Below are 16,695 nucleotides of genomic sequence, written 5' to 3' on the forward strand. Positions count from 1 at the left end.
GTGATGGGGAGCAAATTGAGAACAGGCAATTGTGGGAGATCATTAGATGTTCGAGCTTGCGGTGGACTGGACGCGGGTCCTCGGCATGATCGGTGATATCATCAAGGGGACTTCAAACACCCGACGCCAGTTTGCCAAACTTCGTGTTTGGATGGGTGCGTATGGAGAAGAACTTCAATCGAACATGGTATGCAATTACAGCCATGCTGATAAGCTCGACCTGACGCAGCTCGTGCGCGCCGACAAGCCTTCGCTTCTGGCCCGTGCTCCGCACGAACTGAAGCTAAGTTATACGTTCCGAGGGCAGACACACACACGCTGCAAGACTATCTCGACCGCAATCCCACGTTCTCTTGGCTTAGGATGACACGATATGCGGCAACCCATCTCGTCTTGGTGCACACCGCAGTCCGACTGAAGCCGACGGGTGAGGCTGGTGACAAGGAAGTGGTAGCGCTCTTGCATGCGCTCCTTCAGCAGGCAGATGCTATGTGGTAAGATTATAGCCCGAAACCATGTCTCTACCTCGTTCCAAGGCTACCACGTAATCAGTGGTGCCTTGCGCAGCCAGCTATCTACGGCGAGTTGCTGCACGACGAACGCGGCGACATCGGATCGGGCGATGGTGCCGCCATGGACGCCGGACAGGTCTGTCAACGCCTTGATGCCGCCGCGCGCCGGCTTGTCATTGAGCACGGTCGGGCGGACGATGGTCCAGTCGAGTGTGCTGGCTCGGATGGCATTTTCCTGACGGTCCTTGTCTTCGTAGACCCTGCGCAGCATCAAGGGCAGGAATAGCCGGTCGAAGAAAAAGCCGCCATGGCCGCGGCTGTCGCCGGCGCCGAGGCCAGTGATGCACACCAGACGACGGATGTTCTGCTGCTCCATAACACCGACCAGCTCCCGCGTCGCCGTCGAGAGTAGGGTCACCTCCTTGAACGGGCTCATGGCCGTACCCAAAGAAGAAACGGCGGCATCACAGCCGGCAATAGCGCGGGTCAGCGCGGCGGGATCGCGGGCATCGCCTTCGATCAACTCGGAGTCGGCGAGATCCGCAGCTTTTGCCTTAGAGCGGACGAGGGCAACGACCTCGTATCCCTTTGCTATGGCCTTGCCGACGATCAGCCGGCCGGTGGCGCCGGTCGCGCCCAATACCAGAATTCTCATGTCAAATCTCCGAAGTGGTGATGTAATTCGTCCATAAATGGGTTGTGCAGCAAATCCCCGATGGCGTTAGCCAATCCAACGTGCCGCGGCCTCCGCCGTATCTTCAGGACGGGTGTTGAATGCGATCGCTGCCTTCGGTGAGCCTTGGTGGATCGCGTTGACGACCTTCTCGAAGAACGGAAGCCCTCTGGGCGGGAGGCGCAGCCCGCCACCGATCACGACGCAATCATAGTCCACACTCGCCAGCTTCGCGGCCAATGTTGCAATGCCTGTGTCGTCGGGAGCGATCATGCATATATCGGCGTCCCAACCGCGCTCGGTCATGGTCGTCTCTGCGAGGTCGATGCCCGCCTGGATTTTCTCAGCGTTGAACCCCGGTGGCAAAGAGGGATCGGAGAAGTCGACGGTTTCAGGCTTCTGGCCTACGAACAATACGCGAGTCATGATCAGGCACCTTTGGATTAATTTGAGGAAACGAGGACATCGGCCGCGGCATCCAGCCGATCGCGGAGGAAATCACCGATGGCATTCAGGGACTGCTCGGCAGCGCAAAACTGGCCGAGGGAGGACTGGAAGACATGCGCCATGCCCTCCCAGACCGATAGCATCACCTCTGTGCCTGCCGCTTGTGCCCGTTCCAAGTAGCGTGTGGAATCGGTGAACAGCACTTCGTCACCGCCGACATCGATACGAATAGGCGGCAAGTCCTTGAGCTGGGCATGGAGCGGCGACGCCTTGGGATTCCTGGCGTCCTCGCCCTGCAGATACATCTCGGCGAAGCCCTCAAGCACGCCGCGCGTAAAAATTGGATCCGCCTCCGCTCGCGTCTCCAAGCTCTCGCCTGTGAGCGCGAGGTCGGTCCAGGGCGACATAACGGCTGCACCGGCGGGCTGCACCAAGCCATTTGTCTTGTCGGAGGCGAGGATCGACAGCAGCGCCAGCGTCAGACCGCCACCCGCCGAATCCCCAACGACCACGATCTGCTCAGCCCCGTCCGAGACCATGCCGCGATAGGCGGCGACCGCATCGTCGATCGCGGCCGGAAACGGGTGCTCGGGTGCCAGCCGGTAGTCCGGGACGAAGGCATCGGCGCCGACGCGCACTGCGATCTGGCCGACGAAGCCGGTAAACGCCTTGGCCGAGCCGAGCACGTAGCCGCCGCCGTGAATATAAATAATGCGGGCTCCGGGTCGAGCGTTTGACACTCGGAGCCAGAGGCCTGCAATCCCCCCGACCGTCGCGGCCTCGACCCGGACATCAGGAGCTGCTGGTGTTGCGGCAAACATGGTGTCGAACATCGGCCGCGCCTCCGGGCCGAGCTTTTCGCCCTTGTGTGCGGATGCTGCCTTTCGCATCGCGGCCATTGCCGGAACGTCTTCGGCCAGGAGAGGTTGGATCGTCAGCATGGCAGATCTCCTTCATTGGGAGGATTGGGGATGGGCACGTTCTCAGCCCTTCGCCCACTGGGCAGCGGCATCCCGGGTAAAAGCAGCATATGACCGCGGCGCGCGACCGAGGAGAGTGGTCAGGCGGGCGATATCGTCAGCACCCGCCACGGCACCTTCCGTCTGATAGCGGCTGAACATCAGACGCAAATCGAGCGCATGCCAGGCGGGCAGCATGGTCTTGGTGCGCTGTTCCGTAGCGACGAGATCGTCGCCGCCATAACGGATCGCCCGACCGAGGGCTTCGCTCCAGATGGTGGCGATCCCTTCGCCAGTCAGGCTGTCCGGACCAACGAGGGCGTATGTCTTGCGGCCGAGTGGCGTCGGGGCCTCTTCACGGCGGACCAGCTCGATCGCCGCGGCCTCGCCGATATCGCGGATATCAACCATCGAGACACCCTTGTCGCCTATCGGCGAGCCGTAGACGCCGTCCTTCAGAAGTCCGTCCTTCTGGCGAAGATCGTTCTGGATGAAATAGGCGGGACGCAGAACTGTCGCGGGTAGGTCGAGCGCCTCGATCATGCGCTCGACCGTGTATTTGCCGGCAAAATGCGGTACGTCGGCATAGGCGTCGCCGCCGAAGACCGAGAGATAAACGATACCTTTGACGCCGGCCTCGCGGGCGACCGTCAGCGTCAGCATGGCCGGGGTAAGTTCATCGGCGACATTCGGGGCAAGCACGAACAGCGTGCTGACGCCTTCGAGTGCCGTGCGCACCGGGTCCGGATCGGCGAGATCACCGCGAACTGCCGTCACGCCGGCGGGAAGCTGTGCCGTCTCCGGTGAGCGCGTCAGGGCACTAACGTCGGCGTTGCGGGTTTGAAGATGGGCCAGAACCTGTGCCCCGATGGTTCCTGTACTACCTGCCACGAGAATGGTCATGTCGAAATCTCCGTAATATTCGTGTGTGCATCTGTTGAGAAGAAAGATAACCGTTTCATTCCTGCCGAGAAGATGCCAAAATCGAGATGGATCGTCTCCAATATGGAACACCACACATGGATCTTCAGGCGTTATCCGACTTCGACCTTGTCGCTGCCAATGGGGGATTCGGGCGCGCGTCCCGCGTCTCGGGCCGCTCAAAGGCCACCTTGTCGAGGCGCGTGGCCGAACTGGAGGAAAGCCTCGGCGTAAGGCTGATCGAGCGCGGATCGCAGACTTTGCGACTAACGGATGAAGGACGGGCGCTGCATGAGCGCACGCATGGACTGCTGAGTGAAATCGCGGAAGCCGGTGAGGCGGTTGTGCTAGGCGCATCCACCCCGAGGGGCAGGCTACGGGTGAGCGCGCCGGTGGTCTTTGCTCATGTCGCTCTGCCCCGGATCGGCGTGAGGTTCGCCTTGGCCTATCCGGAAGTCCAGCTCGAAATCGTCGCCGAGGACCGCAAGGTCGATCCGGTCGAGGACGGTTACGATCTGATCATCCGGATCGACCCGTCTCCGGACGAACGCCTCGTCGGCCGCCGCTTCCTCAACGATGAACGCCTGATCGTGGCGCCACCCGGAATGCCGCGCCCTGTTGCAGGCGCGGATGGCGAGGAAACTGTCGTGAGGGCGGTTCTGCTCTCCGCGACACCGCCTGGGACCCTCTGGCGGATAGGCTCCGACGCCGACATCGTCTTGCGGCCGGACCCGGTTCTCCGCCTCTCTTCCTTGCTAATGGTGCGCGATGCCGTGCTAGCGGGTGCCGGTGCAGCTTTGCTGCCCAAACTTCTCGTTGCCGAAGACATCGAAGCCGGGAGGCTTGCCTATTGGGGAACGCGCACCGGGCCGCCTGTGGAGATCTGGGCGCTACAGAGCTCCCGCCGCCTGATTGGCGCAAAGGTGCGGGCATTTCTCGAGGTGGTCGGGAGCGCATTTCCGGAGAAGACCTTCGTCTGAGCGGCGAATCGGGTACCGTGTGTCAATTCACTACCGCCAATGCGTCGCGCATGTTGCCGGGATGGCTTGACCTGTGAAAAGGGCCGGTTTCAAGTGACAAATGGTTGGATAGCGAAGCTGCGAGAATTCTCAATCCACACGTAGGCACAACTGAAGGTCGAAAACTGCCGGGGCCCGACATGTGTGAACCGTAATTCGGCAAAGGTGTCAGGCTGTCGTCAAGTGCGACATCGGCAAAAAAGTCACCCATCAGAAAGAAGCCCCGCCAGGGTCTACAATGTCCTGGCGCTCTGGCGCACCTTGGCGCTTTCGTCGTCAAGCACGAATGGCCGCGCGTGACATGCGAAATAGGCAAGATTGTTGAAAGCGACGGCTGCAACAGGCGTGCTATTAACTGCATGTTCAAAACTCGCCATGGCAACGTTAGAGAGAGTCTCCCGCCCGATCTTCAGAAGCCATCGGTCAAGCGCGCCCGTGAAAAGGCGGAAGGTGTCCGTCGCTCGCGCAAGCTATCCAAGAAAAAGCTGGATCGAGAAATGGGCGTTGTCCCAGTGAAGAAGCGGCCTGCTAGATAGTTGCAAGCGCTATCTGGAGCGAAGCTGCCGGCGCTGACCAGCACGGATCAACCACCCGTAACTGACTTCCAGTAAACCGCGAAGCATCGCTAGGCACTTGGTTTAGTTGACGGGCGGTAGATTATGCAATGACCACCCGCAAAGCCGCTACAGCGCGTTGGGAGGCGCGTTAGCAAGCGACTTTCTACTCAAGCTGACCATTCGCTAGCGGCGTCGCCGCCAACGCGGGCTTTTTACTAATCGCGGAGACGGGCAGGTATACGCAAGGGCCTTCCGACCGGGGTGTGATAATGGGCCTGTTTCCGCACGTACCGCACAATGCGAGATGGCTCGTGATGCATATCCTCAAACGGGCCGGCTCGTATGAACCGGCCCGGAAGGTCCGACTTCTGTCGGAAGCATCGTATTGGAACGATGCAGGCTCAACGGCACCGTGCTTCGTATTTGCGGCCGTACTGATCACGATAGATGCAGTAGCCGCGGCGCTCCGTCGACCGTCCTATGAGCGCGCCGGCGACGCCGCCAGCTACAGCACCCACTGCCGCGCCTCCCCAACTGTTGGTGACTGCACCGCCGATGATTGCTCCGGTTCCGGCGCCGATTGCCGTGCCTCTTTCGGTTGGCGTACACGCTGCAAGCATTGATGCCGATGAAATGGCAATAACAGCCATTGAGATCGCTCTGGACATTCTGAACTCCCCTGTTTCTTCGCCTTTGAAGGAAACCGCAAAGGTCGAAGTGCCTCAAAAAGATCCTGGCTCGGCATTTGTTCCAATTTCATGAGTAATAAAGCGTTATCACCTGCACTTGCGGGTCTGCGGGCGGCCCGCGGCAGCCATAACGGCTGCGGCCTGCAAGGCGTCAGATTGGCAACCGGAACACACGAGCGTCTCACTGCCCTCTTCCTATAAATCTCTGCCGTATGGGAGCGTTCCTTCAGGAGCTCGCGCGGCTTCTTCCTCCAAGCGGAACAACTTGGCCGCCCAACGGTTGTCAGCTGCAGTGTCTCATCATGCACGCTGCGAACAAGGGCTCCGGCGCGCCTCCCCCAGTTGCCTGCCGGGGCCTTTTCTACACGCGGAGGCGAGCGGCGGCCAAGTATCGTGATTTGCACACCGACTGAAAGCAGCCTGCAGCACTATTGTTCGATGGGATAAGAACCATGGAACTGTAGGCTCAAGCAGAGCTAACCCGTGCTTTGCGCTACGCGCGACCGCTTTGCCTTTCGTTTCGCAGTCGCCGTAGCCTGGGACCTCTTAGGCTTGCGGTGGGCGTAGCAACGGTCGCGTCCGGCCTTTCGGAGAGCCTCGTCTTCGACCAAACGTGAGATAGTGGTGTTCTCTGCATCATGCGTAATTCTGTTTACGCGATCCCCGCCACGTAGACAGCTGCACCTCAGGTCTGGCGACTCAAACAGGTCGCGACTTGTCGTCGTCCTGGCGCCGCTGGATGAACTTAACATAGAGAAACCGGTCCCATCGGGGGCCGAGAACGTCATCTTTACTCAGCGACCTTGATCGCCGAGATCGAGTTCCGTGGGTGGATGGACGACTACAACTTGCGCCATTTAACCTATGAAGGCTTGAGAGAGATCCAGGTCAACGCCGTCGTATTCGACATGGCTGTGCACAGACTCCATGACAGAAACGGCCGATTATTCGGTGCAGGCCTTTGCGACCGCGGTAGGTGCGTCCGCCATAGCGAGATAGGCGCCGCTGAGCATCACCATGATACCAATGATATCTAGCAGTGTAACCTCCTCGGCGAACAACATCGCTCCAAGCGCCACGGCGATGACAGGCGATACAAACGCATAGCTTCCTGCCCTTGAAGCTCCGACATCTCTTAGCAGGCGCATGTATGTGGTGTAACCAACCAGCGAACCGAAGACGACTAGGAAAAGCCAGCTCATCCAGGCGATCGAGCCCCAATCTCCTGAAAGTGCTGCCAACGCACCGGTTTCAAAGATCATCGCCATGACGACGAGGCCCAGCCCCCCAACAAATGTCGTGATCCCTGCGATCAACAATGCCGGATAGGCGCGAAGGAGCGGGCGGGCGAGGACCGATCCGTAGCCGTAGGTGAACGCCGCCGACGCCACCGCAATGCCACCTAACAGATTTGCGCCCGAAAAGGCCTCCGGCTTAAGCAATGCAGCAACTGTCGTGGATGGCCAAAACAGGACGACCAGGCCGGCAACTCCCAGCCCTAGGGCGATGATCCGCCGCACACTCAAAGCCTCTTCACGCAGCAACAGGGCAAAGCACAGGAGGGCAATCGGCGTTAGTGACATTTCCAAGACCGCTGCAGTGCCGGTCTCTATATACTGCATGCCCCAGAACAGTGGCCCGTAGCATAGGGTAATCATAAAGATGCTCACCGCGAAAAGCCGAATAAAGTCCTTGCTCCGGACAAGGGCGCCTTCGCCTTTCGCCAGAGCATAAATGAGGAGCAAACCACCAGCCGCGGTAAAGCGTGTCCCCGCAAACACCAGCGGCGACACGACCTCGATACCAGTTTTCATACCAATCCAAGTACTCCCCCAAATGAGGCAGAGCATAAGGAATCGGACCTTGTTCGTGTCTAGACCGGCGACCATCGCGCGTCCTCGCATGTAACGGTTAAAAGCTTTTTATACCGTTACAACACGCCCTTGCTCAAATCGTTCCCTGATACGATATTGGCGTTATGGAGACGTTCAAAACCATTGACGACATCAGTCTGCTCGGCGGCCACGTAGCGCTCGACTTTGTCAATACGATAGACAGTCGCGGCGAGAGGTGGGGCCCAGATTTCCTCACGTCGTTTGGGGATCTGGTCGGTTGGGCTCTTCGCGCCGGTCTGGTGGATCGATCTGAACATAATGTCTTGCTAGACAAGGCGGCAAACAACCCTGGTGTGGCGGACGCAGAACTCGAGAATGCCAAGATCCTTAGGGAATCCCTTCACCGTATATTCAGCGCGGAGGCCCAAGAGACGGCTTGTGATCAACACGATCTCGACCACCTGGGCTCCGCTTGTCGACTCGCAGCCGGGCAACGAAGCCTGCGAAAAGGGAAGGACGGCGTTACCTGGAGCAACGCACCTGCCATGTCGATGACTGCCATCGCAGAGCGGATCGCGCCTTTGGCAGCGGATCTCCTGATATCGCGGCAGCAGCGCCGCGCGGTACGGATATGTCAGGGAAGAAACTGCGGTTGGCTATTTCTAGATCAGTCTCGCGGCGGTCACCGGCGGTGGTGTTCGGACAAGACTTGTGGCTCGGCTGCCCGAGTGCGGAAATTCCGGGCAGAGCGCGTCGATTAACGAGCCACGCCATTAACTGGCAGCTGAAGCTGTTGGCCGTTGACCGATTATATTCGTTCGACCACGACGGAATCTGCGCTGCGCAAACTTGGGGCATCACAGACGGCTTCAATATTGTTCCCATCTGGATCGAGCACGAAAGCTGCATAGTATCTGTCGTGGTATGGCCGCAGACCGGGCCCTCCATTGGAACGGCCTCCGGCTTCGAGCGCCAGCCGGTGAAACGCGTCGACGTCTTCTCGCGAGCGAGCCTGAAACGCCAGGTGGATTCGCGACACGTAATCGTCGGCAGCATCCACAAAGATTTCATCGATCACAAAGTGGTCTGCCCCCTCCCCGAAAACGCCCTCAAGATGAAGCGCATCACAGATCGCGCGATAGAACCTCCGGCTGGCCTGGAGATCTGAGACCCGAAGATGAATATGATCGATTACCCGACCCAAATGATACATCGCAATTCTCCCGCGACCGCAAATCAAATACCAAGTGGTAAGCCTTAAATCCTTTGACGGTTCCCCAGAGCTGGCGGATGCCTTGGCGGCTGAGTGGCTCTGGTAAGGCATGGCGATGCTGCCACCTGGCTGCATCGCACCCATCGTAGGTGTCGCGCTAGAGCACCCAGCCGCCATCTATCGTCAAGCTGGAACCGGTCATGTAGGAGGAGCCAGGGCCGGCGAGATAGGCTACGAGCTCCGCGATTTCGGACGGATGAGCAACGCGCTTCATGGGGCTACGCTCGGACAGGTACTCCAAAGCGCCAGCATTCATGTCAGTGTCGGTCGGGCCGGGCTGCACGTTGTTCACGGTGATGCGTCGCGGTGCGAGATCGAGCGCCAATCCTTTGACCATTGCCGCGACAGCCGCCTTTGTGAACTGGTACACGCTTGTTCCCTGCATACCGGTCCGCTCGGCGGTATTGGAGCCGATCGTAATAATCCGGCCACCATCCTTCATTCTCGCCGCCGCAGCCTGGATCGCGAGAAACACGCCGCGGATATTGACATCGATCATGAGATCAAGCTCCTCAAGCGAAACTTTGTGGACCGTGTTAGTGCGAAGAATGCCAGCGTTCACAACGACGGCGTCAATTGCGCCCAGCCTTTCCACGGTCGTACGTACCGCTGCTTCAATGGCCTGTGGGTCCGCACTGTCCGCCTGGATCGCGATGGCACGCTGTCCGTCGGCTTCGATCTCCGAAACGAGTTCTGAGGCGGTGTCTGGCCGCGACACATAGGTAAAGGCAACGTCAAAGCCATCCTTGGCAAGTTTGCGGGCCGAAGCAGCACCTATTCCGCGCGCGCCTCCGAAGACGAGAGCGGTTCTGGGTTCGTTGACCGTCATAAGGTTCTCCATTTTTGATACATCAGTCCATAATTATTCGAAAAGTACCCGCTCCGATCACAAAGCGGGTCTTACGGCATCAGGCGATAGGTTGCGAACCGCGCCATCGCTTTTAACTCCTTTGCAGATGCACCGCCACGCGCGGCAATCTGCAATCCCGTCATTGTCATAACAACGAAGGCGGACGTCTCGGCGGGATCGAGCTTGCGAGCAATCTCCCCGCGCTCTTGGCCTTCGACAATCCTCTGCGCGACATGTCTCATGAGCATTTCGCCCGACGCCTTGCGACGAAGGTTGAGGTCTGGATCCGTTGTTCCGAATTCACCGACAGATCCTACGCCCATGCAGCCCAGCGCCCGTTCACGATCGTCTTCTGGCGCAAGACCTGCCAAGAGATTTTCTATTCCTTCAATCGGACTGCCGTAAGAAAGTCTGCTCAAATGAGCCGTCCCTATCCGCTGCAGGTAGGAACCGAACGCTTCAAGGTAGAGGGTCCGCTTATCACCAAACGCGCCATATAGGCTCTGCCTGCCAATGCCCATCGCTCCACATAGATCGTCGGTGGACGTTGAAGCGAACCCCTTCGCCCAAAACACCTGCATTGCTTTTTCTAATGCCGCGTCGCGGTCAAATTCTCTAGGTCTCGCCATGGCATGATAGTTAGCTATTATGGACTGATCTGTCAATAACACTCTAGAGGCTGCCGCTTGTCTTCGGTCTCCAGCGATGCCGTCCCATCAGGGTTGCAAACGGCTGGCCTGTCAGCGCACACAAGTGTTGCCCGCTTGCCATAAGGCGAAACCGCCCAAATCCATCTCACTGGAAGGCGAATTGGGAAAGCCGGCGTCGGCCGAGCAGTGAATGCCATTCGCGCTCATCATGACGTCAAAAGCTTTGAACACTGCACAACCGTAACACGATATAGCCCATTAGCGTCGGCTGATGAGCCGGGCAGCTTTATTGGTCATGGAACTTGCCGCTTATCCTGTCGTTTTCCAACACGTACCGTCAAAACGCTTCCAAGAAAGATGCCTTTGAACTGCGGCTCGTACGCTTGCAGGGACGGGCACGCAAGAGGAATGATCATGTCAGACATCACTGACCAGTCCCGCAAAACCGTCCCCGCACCCAAAGATCAGCATTTGCGCGATATGGCCGATTGCATCCGCTTTCTGTCGATGGATGCGGTTCAGGCGGCCAAGAGCGGTCACCCGGGCATGCCGATGGGCATGGCGGATATCGCAACGGTGCTGTTTTCCGATTTCTTGAAGTTTGACGCCGCCGATCCGCATTGGTTCGACCGGGATCGCTTTCTCATCTCCAACGGCCATGGGTCGATGCTGCTTTACAGTCTGCTCTACCTGACAGGCTATGAAGATATGAAGATCGAGGAGATCAGGCGCTTCCGTCAGATCGATAGTCGGACCGCTGGCCACCCGGAGTATCATCATGCGACCGGTATCGAGACCACGACCGGACCGCTTGGCCAAGGGCTGGCCAATTCGGTTGGACTGGCGCTTGGCGAGCGGCTCCTGAACGCTACTTTCGGCGACGATCTGGTTGACCACAACACTTATGTTTTTGTGGGTGATGGCTGCCTGATGGAAGGGATCAGCCATGAGGCGATATCGCTGGCCGGTCATCTGAAGCTCGGTAAGCTCATCGCTTTCTGGGACGACAACTCCATATCGATCGATGGTGCGACAAGCCTTGCCGAATCCGAAAACCAGCCAGCTCGCTTTCGGGCAGCCAACTGGCATGCCCAGGAGATCGACGGTCATGATACCGATGCCATTCGCGCCGCGATCATTGAGGCACAGAAAGTGAAAGACCGCCCGTCGCTGATTGCCTGCAAGACCGTCATTGGGTTCGGGTTTCCGACCAAGGCAGGCACCCAGAAGGCCCATAGCGACGCGCCGGGTGAAGAGGAGATCGCCGGCGCCCGCGACATTCTCGGCTGGAAAGCGCCGCCTTTCCAGATCCCTAACGATTTGCTCGCCGCCTGGCGCAAGATCGGTGCGAAGGGTCGCACGGAACGGGCGGTCTGGGCAAAGCGGGTTGATGAAAGTGAAAACCGCGATTTTGAGCGGCGGATGAAGGGCGAACTATCGCAGAATTGGCGCTCGGCCATCGCCGCCGCCAAGGATGAGCTCGTCGCATCCGAGAAAGATCTGGCAACCCGCCAGGCAAGCGGGATTGTGTTGAACCACCTGTTCGATGCGATTCCTGAACTGCTTGGCGGTTCGGCGGATCTTACCCCATCCAACAACACTAGGGCAAAAAACCAGGCGGAAATCACGCCCGGCAATTTCGATGGTTCATATATTCATTACGGCGTACGCGAGCACGGCATGGCGGCCGCAATGAATGGTTTGGCGCTCCATGGCGGTCTCATCCCGTATGGCGGGACGTTTCTGACATTTTCCGACTATTGCCGTCCTTCGATCCGCTTGGCTGCGATGATGGAAATCCGTTCGATCTTCGTCATGACCCACGATTCTATCGGGCTTGGCGAGGACGGGCCGACCCATCAGCCGATCGAGCATCTCAGCGCGCTCAGGGCGATCCCGCGGCTTGCCGTCTATCGACCAGGAGATCCGATCGAAACGGCAGAATGCTGGGAGGCAATCCTCGATACGCCGCGCGAAGCGGCGCTGATCGCACTCTCGCGACAGCCTATGCCCCTCCTGCGGCGGGACCCGTCCTCAGAAAACCATGCGGCGAAGGGCGGTTACGTCCTGCTTGAGGCTGAAGGTGGACAGCGGCAGCTGACAATTTTCGCAACAGGGTCCGAGCTTCATTTGGCGGTCGAGGCAAGGGATGTCCTGCAAAAAGACGGGATAAGGACAGCTGTCGTTTCGATGCCCTGCCGTCTCGTGTTCGAGCGACAAGATCCGAGTTATCAGCATCAGGTCCTTGGCGTGACGCGAGCGCGTGTCGCGGTCGAAGCGGCTGTCCGCGATTCCTGGGACCGCTATCTTGGCCTCGATGGCGAATTCGTCGGCATGCATGAGTTCGGCGCCTCGGGCAAAATCGGCGACGTCTACAAGAAGTTCGATATCACAACAGATGCCGTCATACGCGCAGCCAGGAAAACATTGGCCCGCGTCTGACTGTCCAGGCCACAACGCCGAGGTTGAATGGCAGGCAAGACCTACTGGGACCTGCCTGCCGCCGGCCAATCGTTCGAGGGCTCGTCGATCTGACGATCGGACCTGTCGTCCACAGGATCACGAAGCTGGGTGGATTCCTTTTCGATCATGTAGATCACCGCGGATCGCTCGGCGCCCTTGGCGACGAGCTCCTCGACCAGAGCAAGAAGCTTTGGCTTGACCTCTTTTAAAATGTTTTGATTTTGGTTCATTGTTTCCTCCCACGTGCGATCGGCATTTAGCAGATACTCCTTAGCATCTTAGCCAAAGCTCTTTCCGGCATTCGCATCCTCCGCCAGGACCAGGCTCGCTGGCGGTGCACCGCTGTCGTCCCCTTGGATGATTGCCGAGACATAGACCAGCGCATTCTTCATGCCGTTCATCGTGTAAGGCTTTTCGATTGCTCCAAGGGCACCGGCAAAGTCTGGTGGGATTCGCTTGATGTTGCCGCTGACGAAGACATAGGGGATGCCGGCCGCCGCCAGCTCGCGCCCGACATCAATCCCGGTTGGCCCATCCATCAGGTGAATGTCGACGAAAGCGAAATCTGGCTTCGCCTTGCCGATCTGGTCTCGGGCCTGGGCACTGCTCATGGCGAGCCCCGTGACCTGGTGACCCGCCATCTCCACTTCGCTTTCGAGCTCCATGGCGAGCAACATCTCATCTTCCACGATCATGACTTTCAATGCGCACTCTCCTGATGGTCGCCGACAAGCAGCACCACATCGACGACCGTCTTGCGGCCGTCCTGTTTCCGTTGGATATCAGCGCCCAGCTGCAAGGCTGATGCTTCCAGCAACAGTTTTCCGAGCTGAGCGCTCTCACGATCCGGCTCGACCGGTTCCGACGTGTCTTCGACGCGGATCAGGAAATGACCGTTGAGGCGCCGGACGACAACATGAATATCTCCGCCACCGTCGCTCAAACCACGGCGAACGGCGTCCCCGACCAGCTCGTTGACGATTAGGGACAGCGGCGTCGCCTTCACAGCCGGCACGAGAAGCGGGGAGAGATCCAGAGATAGAAGAATGTCCTTTCGGCCGGTTGCATCGACCAGATCGGTCACCAGTTCACGGGTGAACTCCGACATGTCGAATTTCGAGACGTCGTCGAGCGTGAATAGCTTGCGTTGGACCGTGCTGAGAGCCTCGATGCGGTTAAGGACCGACATAAGCGTTTTCCTCTGCAGATCGTCCGTCGTTATACGCGCCTGCATCTTGACGATCGAGGCCATGGTCAAGAGGTTGTTCTTCACCCGGTGGTCGACCTCGTGAACGAGCAGGGTACGGGCCTCCAAGGCTGCGCGAAGATTGGCCGTGTGTTTTGCAACCTCCCCCTCGGCCTCGTGACGAGCCGCCGCCAAGTCCGCCTCGCGGCTCTTGACCGTTGTGAAATCCACCTGGGAGGCGAAGAAATAGATGATTGACCCAGCCTCATCCCGTACGGGGCTGATGAAGACGGCGTTCCAGAACGTGCTGCCATCCTTTCGATAGTTCAGAATGTCGACGGCCACATCCCGGCCCGCCACGATGCTGTCGCGGATTTTGGCGACTGTCTCCCGGTCCGTTTCCGACCCTTGCAGAAAGCGACAATTCCGGCCGATGATTTCGTCGTCGCTGTAACCGGTTAGCTTCCTGAATGCATCGTTGCAGAAGATGATCGGATTATCAGGCTGGCTGGGATCCGTGACGATCATTGGCATGCGCGTAGCCTTGAACGCCGCCGCAAACGGGTCTTCGCTGACGTGCCCGGCGACCAGGCGGTCTCCGGCGCTGCGCGCATCCCGCCGATTTTGATCCTTTTCCTGCATTGTGATCCTGATTGTGTTAACCGACAACAGAAGTCGCGGCGGCTGAATTCGTTCCTGCCAGTCATTTTATAGGGTGCGGTAGCAACACCGCCCCGATCTCACACACGACGCCGGCAGCGTCATAAATGATTGCCGACGTTCCGTTGAGCTCCGCCGCCAGCAAGCGCTCGACCAGGCGAGATCCAAAGCCCTTCTTGTTCGGTTGAGCGACCGTCGGCCCGCCCTTTTCCTGCCAGCGGAGGCTGAGAGCCGAGGTTTCGGGGTCATAGCTCCAGATGATCGACACCCGTCCGGTTGGAGTAGATAGGGCTCCATATTTGGCGGCATTCGTTCCGAGCTCGTGCAAGGCGAGCGACAATGTCGCAACTGCCTTTTGAGGCAGGAGAACGGATGGACCGGAAATGGTGAATCGCTCCGGCGGGTAAGGCGCAGTGGCCTGCTCGACCACCGCGACGAGGTCCGCGCTCTGCCAGTCACCTTCGGCAAGCAGATCATGAGCGTGGGCCATTGCCGAGAGGCGCGCTTCGAACGCAGCGATCGCAGCTTGTATGTCAGTCGCCTGCGCGACGGTCTGACGCGCAATGGCAATCACCGTTGCAAAAACATTCTTCACGCGGTGATGCAACTCACCGATCAGAACCGCCTGAAGCCGGGCGGCTTCTATTTTTGCGGAGATATCATGGGCAATTTTCGAGGCACCAATGATCTTGCCAGCCGGGTCATAGACCGGTGAGACACTGAGCAAAATGTCAACCAGATGGCCGTCCTTGCGGCGACGCTGTGTTTCGTAGGCCTCTATCACGAAACCGGCTTTGATCTGCTGGAGCATGCCCGGCTCTTCGTCACGCCTGTCTTTTGGTACAAGCACCAGGACAGACTGACCCACAATCTCCTCAGCAGTGTAGCCATAAAGCTGCTCGGCACCACGGTTCCAGGCCGTAATCGTCATGTCCAAGTCGATCGCAAGGATCGCGTCGTTGGAGGAAGCAATGATAGAGGCCAGGCGCCGCTCGGCTTCCTGAGCCTGCTTGCGTTCAGTGATATCAACCGAGACAACGGCAACCTGATGGATCTTCCCCTCGTCATCCCGCAAAGCGGAAACCGTATTGTTCACCCAGACGAGGCTACCGTCCTTACGAACATAGCGCTTCTCCATGTCGAAGCTTTGGCCGGTCTCGGCAAGCCGGTTGAACAAACGGGTTTGCTCGGGCATGTCAGCGGCAAAGGTGATGTCGACGATGTCCTTCCCGACGAGATCCTCCTCTTCATATCCGACGATCTCACAGAACCGGCGGTCGACGTGCAGGATCTTGCCTTCCAGTCTGCCCTGACCAATACCAGCTGCAGATTGGGAGACAACCGCCCGGAGCCGTTCCTCGCTTCCCTGCAACGCCTGGTCAGCGCGGACGCGATCAGTTGTTTCGTTGACGATGCAGAAGACCCCGCGAACTGTGCCGTGTTCATCGCGAATGGCCGAATAGGAGATGTCGAAATAGACCGTTTCCGGGTAGCCGTGCCGCTCGATGTAGAAGGGACGATCCTTTGCAGCCACCGTTTCTCCGGTCTCCAACACCCGGCGCAAAAGTGGCTCAAGATCATCCCAAAGTTCGGCCCAGTTCTCTCGTGCGGGCCGGCAAACGCCTTGGGGTGCCGTTGGCCAATCGTCGGAGCGTAGGGTTCGTTGTAAAGCGCGACAAGGTCGGGTCCCCAGAACATCACGATCTGAGCCATCGCTGGCAGCATGATGTCGACGGCGGATTTGAGGCAGACAGACCATTTTGACGGCGGCCCCAGGATGGGACCGTCCCAGTTTCCGCTCTCGATAAGGCGAGAGATCTCGTCGGTCCCTTCGAAAATATTCCCCGCTTCGCTCCTCATTGGTATCCGCTCTACATTCCCATTGCGCCACCGCACCTTGTTCCCAAACTGTCAGTTGGCAGATTTATGGCGCAACCAACTCCCTGCAAGGCCTTTCCTCAATGAAATCAGCGTGAGATGCAAACTCAGGCGTAGGGTTTC

The 16,695-nt window shown here is 58.7% G+C and carries 18 protein-coding genes and 1 pseudogene; 5 read left to right on the forward strand and 14 right to left on the reverse strand.

Annotated features, from left to right (window positions below; translation table 11 throughout):
* Window positions 1-46 precede the first annotated feature (46 nt).
* Window positions 47-367, forward strand: coding sequence for a hypothetical protein (locus AC1DNK_RS27215; RefSeq protein ID WP_477944203.1), 321 nt, complete (start codon window positions 47-49; stop codon window positions 365-367).
* Between the two features lie 170 nt (window positions 368-537).
* On the opposite strand, the gene AC1DNK_RS27220 is transcribed toward AC1DNK_RS27215, so the two are convergent.
* From AC1DNK_RS27220 to AC1DNK_RS27235, 4 genes are all read right to left on the reverse strand, one after another.
* Window positions 538-1,167 carry an NAD(P)-dependent oxidoreductase gene (locus tag AC1DNK_RS27220; protein WP_477944204.1) on the reverse strand — a complete coding sequence of 210 codons (630 nt, stop codon included), beginning with the start codon at window positions 1,165-1,167 and terminating at the stop codon, window positions 538-540.
* Between the two features lie 66 nt (window positions 1,168-1,233).
* The gene (locus tag AC1DNK_RS27225; protein WP_477944205.1) at window positions 1,234-1,611 is read right to left on the reverse strand and encodes a hypothetical protein; all 378 of its coding nucleotides are present in this window, start codon (window positions 1,609-1,611) and stop codon (window positions 1,234-1,236) included.
* Window positions 1,612-1,628: 17 nt separating this feature from the next.
* The gene (locus tag AC1DNK_RS27230) at window positions 1,629-2,573 is read right to left on the reverse strand and encodes an alpha/beta hydrolase (protein ID WP_477944206.1); all 945 of its coding nucleotides are present in this window, start codon (window positions 2,571-2,573) and stop codon (window positions 1,629-1,631) included.
* 42 nt (window positions 2,574-2,615) lie between these two features.
* Window positions 2,616-3,494: an NmrA/HSCARG family protein gene (locus tag AC1DNK_RS27235; protein WP_477944207.1), complete on the reverse strand. Its 879-nt coding sequence runs from the start codon at window positions 3,492-3,494 to the stop codon at window positions 2,616-2,618.
* A 116-nt stretch (window positions 3,495-3,610) separates the two neighbouring features.
* On the opposite strand from AC1DNK_RS27235, the gene AC1DNK_RS27240 reads away from it, so the two are divergent.
* On the forward strand, window positions 3,611-4,492 hold the full coding sequence (locus AC1DNK_RS27240; RefSeq protein WP_477944208.1) for a LysR family transcriptional regulator: 882 nt from the start codon (window positions 3,611-3,613) through the stop codon (window positions 4,490-4,492).
* Between the two features lie 997 nt (window positions 4,493-5,489).
* Here AC1DNK_RS27240 and AC1DNK_RS27245 read toward each other — a convergent pair.
* Complete coding sequence (locus AC1DNK_RS27245) at window positions 5,490-5,738, reverse strand: YMGG-like glycine zipper-containing protein (RefSeq protein WP_112390668.1); 249 nt, start codon at window positions 5,736-5,738, stop codon at window positions 5,490-5,492.
* Window positions 5,739-6,574: 836 nt separating this feature from the next.
* Between AC1DNK_RS27245 and AC1DNK_RS27250 the strand changes: the two are divergent.
* Window positions 6,575-6,688: pseudogene (locus tag AC1DNK_RS27250) on the forward strand (non-homologous end-joining DNA ligase); the annotation flags it as partial.
* Between the two features lie 33 nt (window positions 6,689-6,721).
* Here AC1DNK_RS27250 and AC1DNK_RS27255 read toward each other — a convergent pair.
* Together AC1DNK_RS27255 and AC1DNK_RS27260 are read right to left on the reverse strand one after the other, a co-directional pair.
* Window positions 6,722-7,681: a DMT family transporter gene (locus AC1DNK_RS27255; RefSeq protein WP_477944209.1), complete on the reverse strand. Its 960-nt coding sequence runs from the start codon at window positions 7,679-7,681 to the stop codon at window positions 6,722-6,724.
* Window positions 7,682-7,707: 26 nt separating this feature from the next.
* Entirely contained in the window at window positions 7,708-7,929 is a 222-nt protein-coding gene (locus AC1DNK_RS27260; RefSeq protein ID WP_477944243.1) for a hypothetical protein, read from the reverse strand.
* On the opposite strand from AC1DNK_RS27260, the gene AC1DNK_RS27265 reads away from it, so the two are divergent.
* Entirely contained in the window at window positions 7,828-8,373 is a 546-nt protein-coding gene (locus AC1DNK_RS27265; RefSeq protein WP_477944239.1) for a CGNR zinc finger domain-containing protein, read from the forward strand. The genes AC1DNK_RS27260 and AC1DNK_RS27265 overlap by 102 nt on opposite strands.
* Before the next feature lie 47 nt (window positions 8,374-8,420).
* Here AC1DNK_RS27265 and AC1DNK_RS27270 read toward each other — a convergent pair whose 3' ends face one another.
* The 3 genes from AC1DNK_RS27270 to AC1DNK_RS27280 form a co-directional block, all read right to left on the reverse strand.
* Window positions 8,421-9,002 (reverse strand): VOC family protein, encoded by a 582-nt coding sequence (locus AC1DNK_RS27270; RefSeq protein ID WP_477944210.1) that lies wholly within the window; start codon window positions 9,000-9,002, stop codon window positions 8,421-8,423.
* Window positions 8,983-9,714, reverse strand: a complete 732-nt coding sequence (locus tag AC1DNK_RS27275) for an SDR family NAD(P)-dependent oxidoreductase (RefSeq protein WP_477944211.1) — start codon at window positions 9,712-9,714, stop codon at window positions 8,983-8,985. Before AC1DNK_RS27275 ends, AC1DNK_RS27270 begins: the two co-directional genes overlap by 20 nt.
* Before the next feature lie 71 nt (window positions 9,715-9,785).
* Entirely contained in the window at window positions 9,786-10,400 is a 615-nt protein-coding gene (locus AC1DNK_RS27280) for a TetR/AcrR family transcriptional regulator (RefSeq protein WP_477944212.1), read from the reverse strand.
* A gap of 399 nt (window positions 10,401-10,799) precedes the next feature.
* Between AC1DNK_RS27280 and tkt the strand changes: the two genes are divergently transcribed.
* On the forward strand, window positions 10,800-12,827 hold the full coding sequence (tkt, locus tag AC1DNK_RS27285) for a transketolase (RefSeq protein WP_477944240.1): 2,028 nt from the start codon (window positions 10,800-10,802) through the stop codon (window positions 12,825-12,827).
* Between the two features lie 41 nt (window positions 12,828-12,868).
* Here the strand turns inward: tkt and AC1DNK_RS27290 are convergent, their stop codons facing one another.
* The 4 genes from AC1DNK_RS27290 to AC1DNK_RS27305 all read right to left on the reverse strand — a co-directional run bounded on the left by AC1DNK_RS27290 (window position 12,869) and on the right by AC1DNK_RS27305 (window position 16,453).
* The gene (locus tag AC1DNK_RS27290; protein WP_477944213.1) at window positions 12,869-13,078 is read right to left on the reverse strand and encodes a hypothetical protein; all 210 of its coding nucleotides are present in this window, start codon (window positions 13,076-13,078) and stop codon (window positions 12,869-12,871) included.
* Window positions 13,079-13,126: 48 nt separating this feature from the next.
* The gene (locus AC1DNK_RS27295) at window positions 13,127-13,552 is read right to left on the reverse strand and encodes a response regulator (RefSeq protein WP_112390651.1); all 426 of its coding nucleotides are present in this window, start codon (window positions 13,550-13,552) and stop codon (window positions 13,127-13,129) included.
* Entirely contained in the window at window positions 13,549-14,676 is a 1,128-nt protein-coding gene (locus AC1DNK_RS27300) for a PAS domain-containing protein (protein WP_477944214.1), read from the reverse strand. The genes AC1DNK_RS27295 and AC1DNK_RS27300 overlap by 4 nt, the downstream gene beginning before the upstream one ends.
* A gap of 61 nt (window positions 14,677-14,737) precedes the next feature.
* Window positions 14,738-16,453 carry a PAS domain S-box protein gene (locus tag AC1DNK_RS27305; protein ID WP_477944215.1) on the reverse strand — a complete coding sequence of 572 codons (1,716 nt, stop codon included), beginning with the start codon at window positions 16,451-16,453 and terminating at the stop codon, window positions 14,738-14,740.
* Between the last annotated feature and the right edge of the window lie 242 nt (window positions 16,454-16,695).

The sequence above is a fragment of the Rhizobium sp. 01N424 genome (assembly GCF_056399485.1).

Coding starts and splice junctions, on each gene's coding strand:
- AC1DNK_RS27290 (WP_477944213.1), bottom strand. CDS start 13,078: ATGAACCAAAATCAAAACATTTTAAAAGAGGTCAAGCCAAAGCTTCTT.
- AC1DNK_RS27215 (WP_477944203.1), top strand. CDS start 47: ATGTTCGAGCTTGCGGTGGACTGGACGCGGGTCCTCGGCATGATCGGT.
- AC1DNK_RS27235 (WP_477944207.1), bottom strand. CDS start 3,494: ATGACCATTCTCGTGGCAGGTAGTACAGGAACCATCGGGGCACAGGTT.
- AC1DNK_RS27220 (WP_477944204.1), bottom strand. CDS start 1,167: ATGAGAATTCTGGTATTGGGCGCGACCGGCGCCACCGGCCGGCTGATC.
- AC1DNK_RS27270 (WP_477944210.1), bottom strand. CDS start 9,002: ATGGCGGCTGGGTGCTCTAGCGCGACACCTACGATGGGTGCGATGCAG.
- AC1DNK_RS27240 (WP_477944208.1), top strand. CDS start 3,611: ATGGATCTTCAGGCGTTATCCGACTTCGACCTTGTCGCTGCCAATGGG.
- tkt (WP_477944240.1), top strand. CDS start 10,800: ATGTCAGACATCACTGACCAGTCCCGCAAAACCGTCCCCGCACCCAAA.
- AC1DNK_RS27260 (WP_477944243.1), bottom strand. CDS start 7,929: ATGTTCAGATCGATCCACCAGACCGGCGCGAAGAGCCCAACCGACCAG.
- AC1DNK_RS27300 (WP_477944214.1), bottom strand. CDS start 14,676: ATGCAGGAAAAGGATCAAAATCGGCGGGATGCGCGCAGCGCCGGAGAC.
- AC1DNK_RS27255 (WP_477944209.1), bottom strand. CDS start 7,681: ATGCGAGGACGCGCGATGGTCGCCGGTCTAGACACGAACAAGGTCCGA.
- AC1DNK_RS27225 (WP_477944205.1), bottom strand. CDS start 1,611: ATGACTCGCGTATTGTTCGTAGGCCAGAAGCCTGAAACCGTCGACTTC.
- AC1DNK_RS27275 (WP_477944211.1), bottom strand. CDS start 9,714: ATGACGGTCAACGAACCCAGAACCGCTCTCGTCTTCGGAGGCGCGCGC.
- AC1DNK_RS27230 (WP_477944206.1), bottom strand. CDS start 2,573: ATGCTGACGATCCAACCTCTCCTGGCCGAAGACGTTCCGGCAATGGCC.
- AC1DNK_RS27245 (WP_112390668.1), bottom strand. CDS start 5,738: ATGGCTGTTATTGCCATTTCATCGGCATCAATGCTTGCAGCGTGTACG.
- AC1DNK_RS27305 (WP_477944215.1), bottom strand. CDS start 16,453: ATGGTCTGTCTGCCTCAAATCCGCCGTCGACATCATGCTGCCAGCGAT.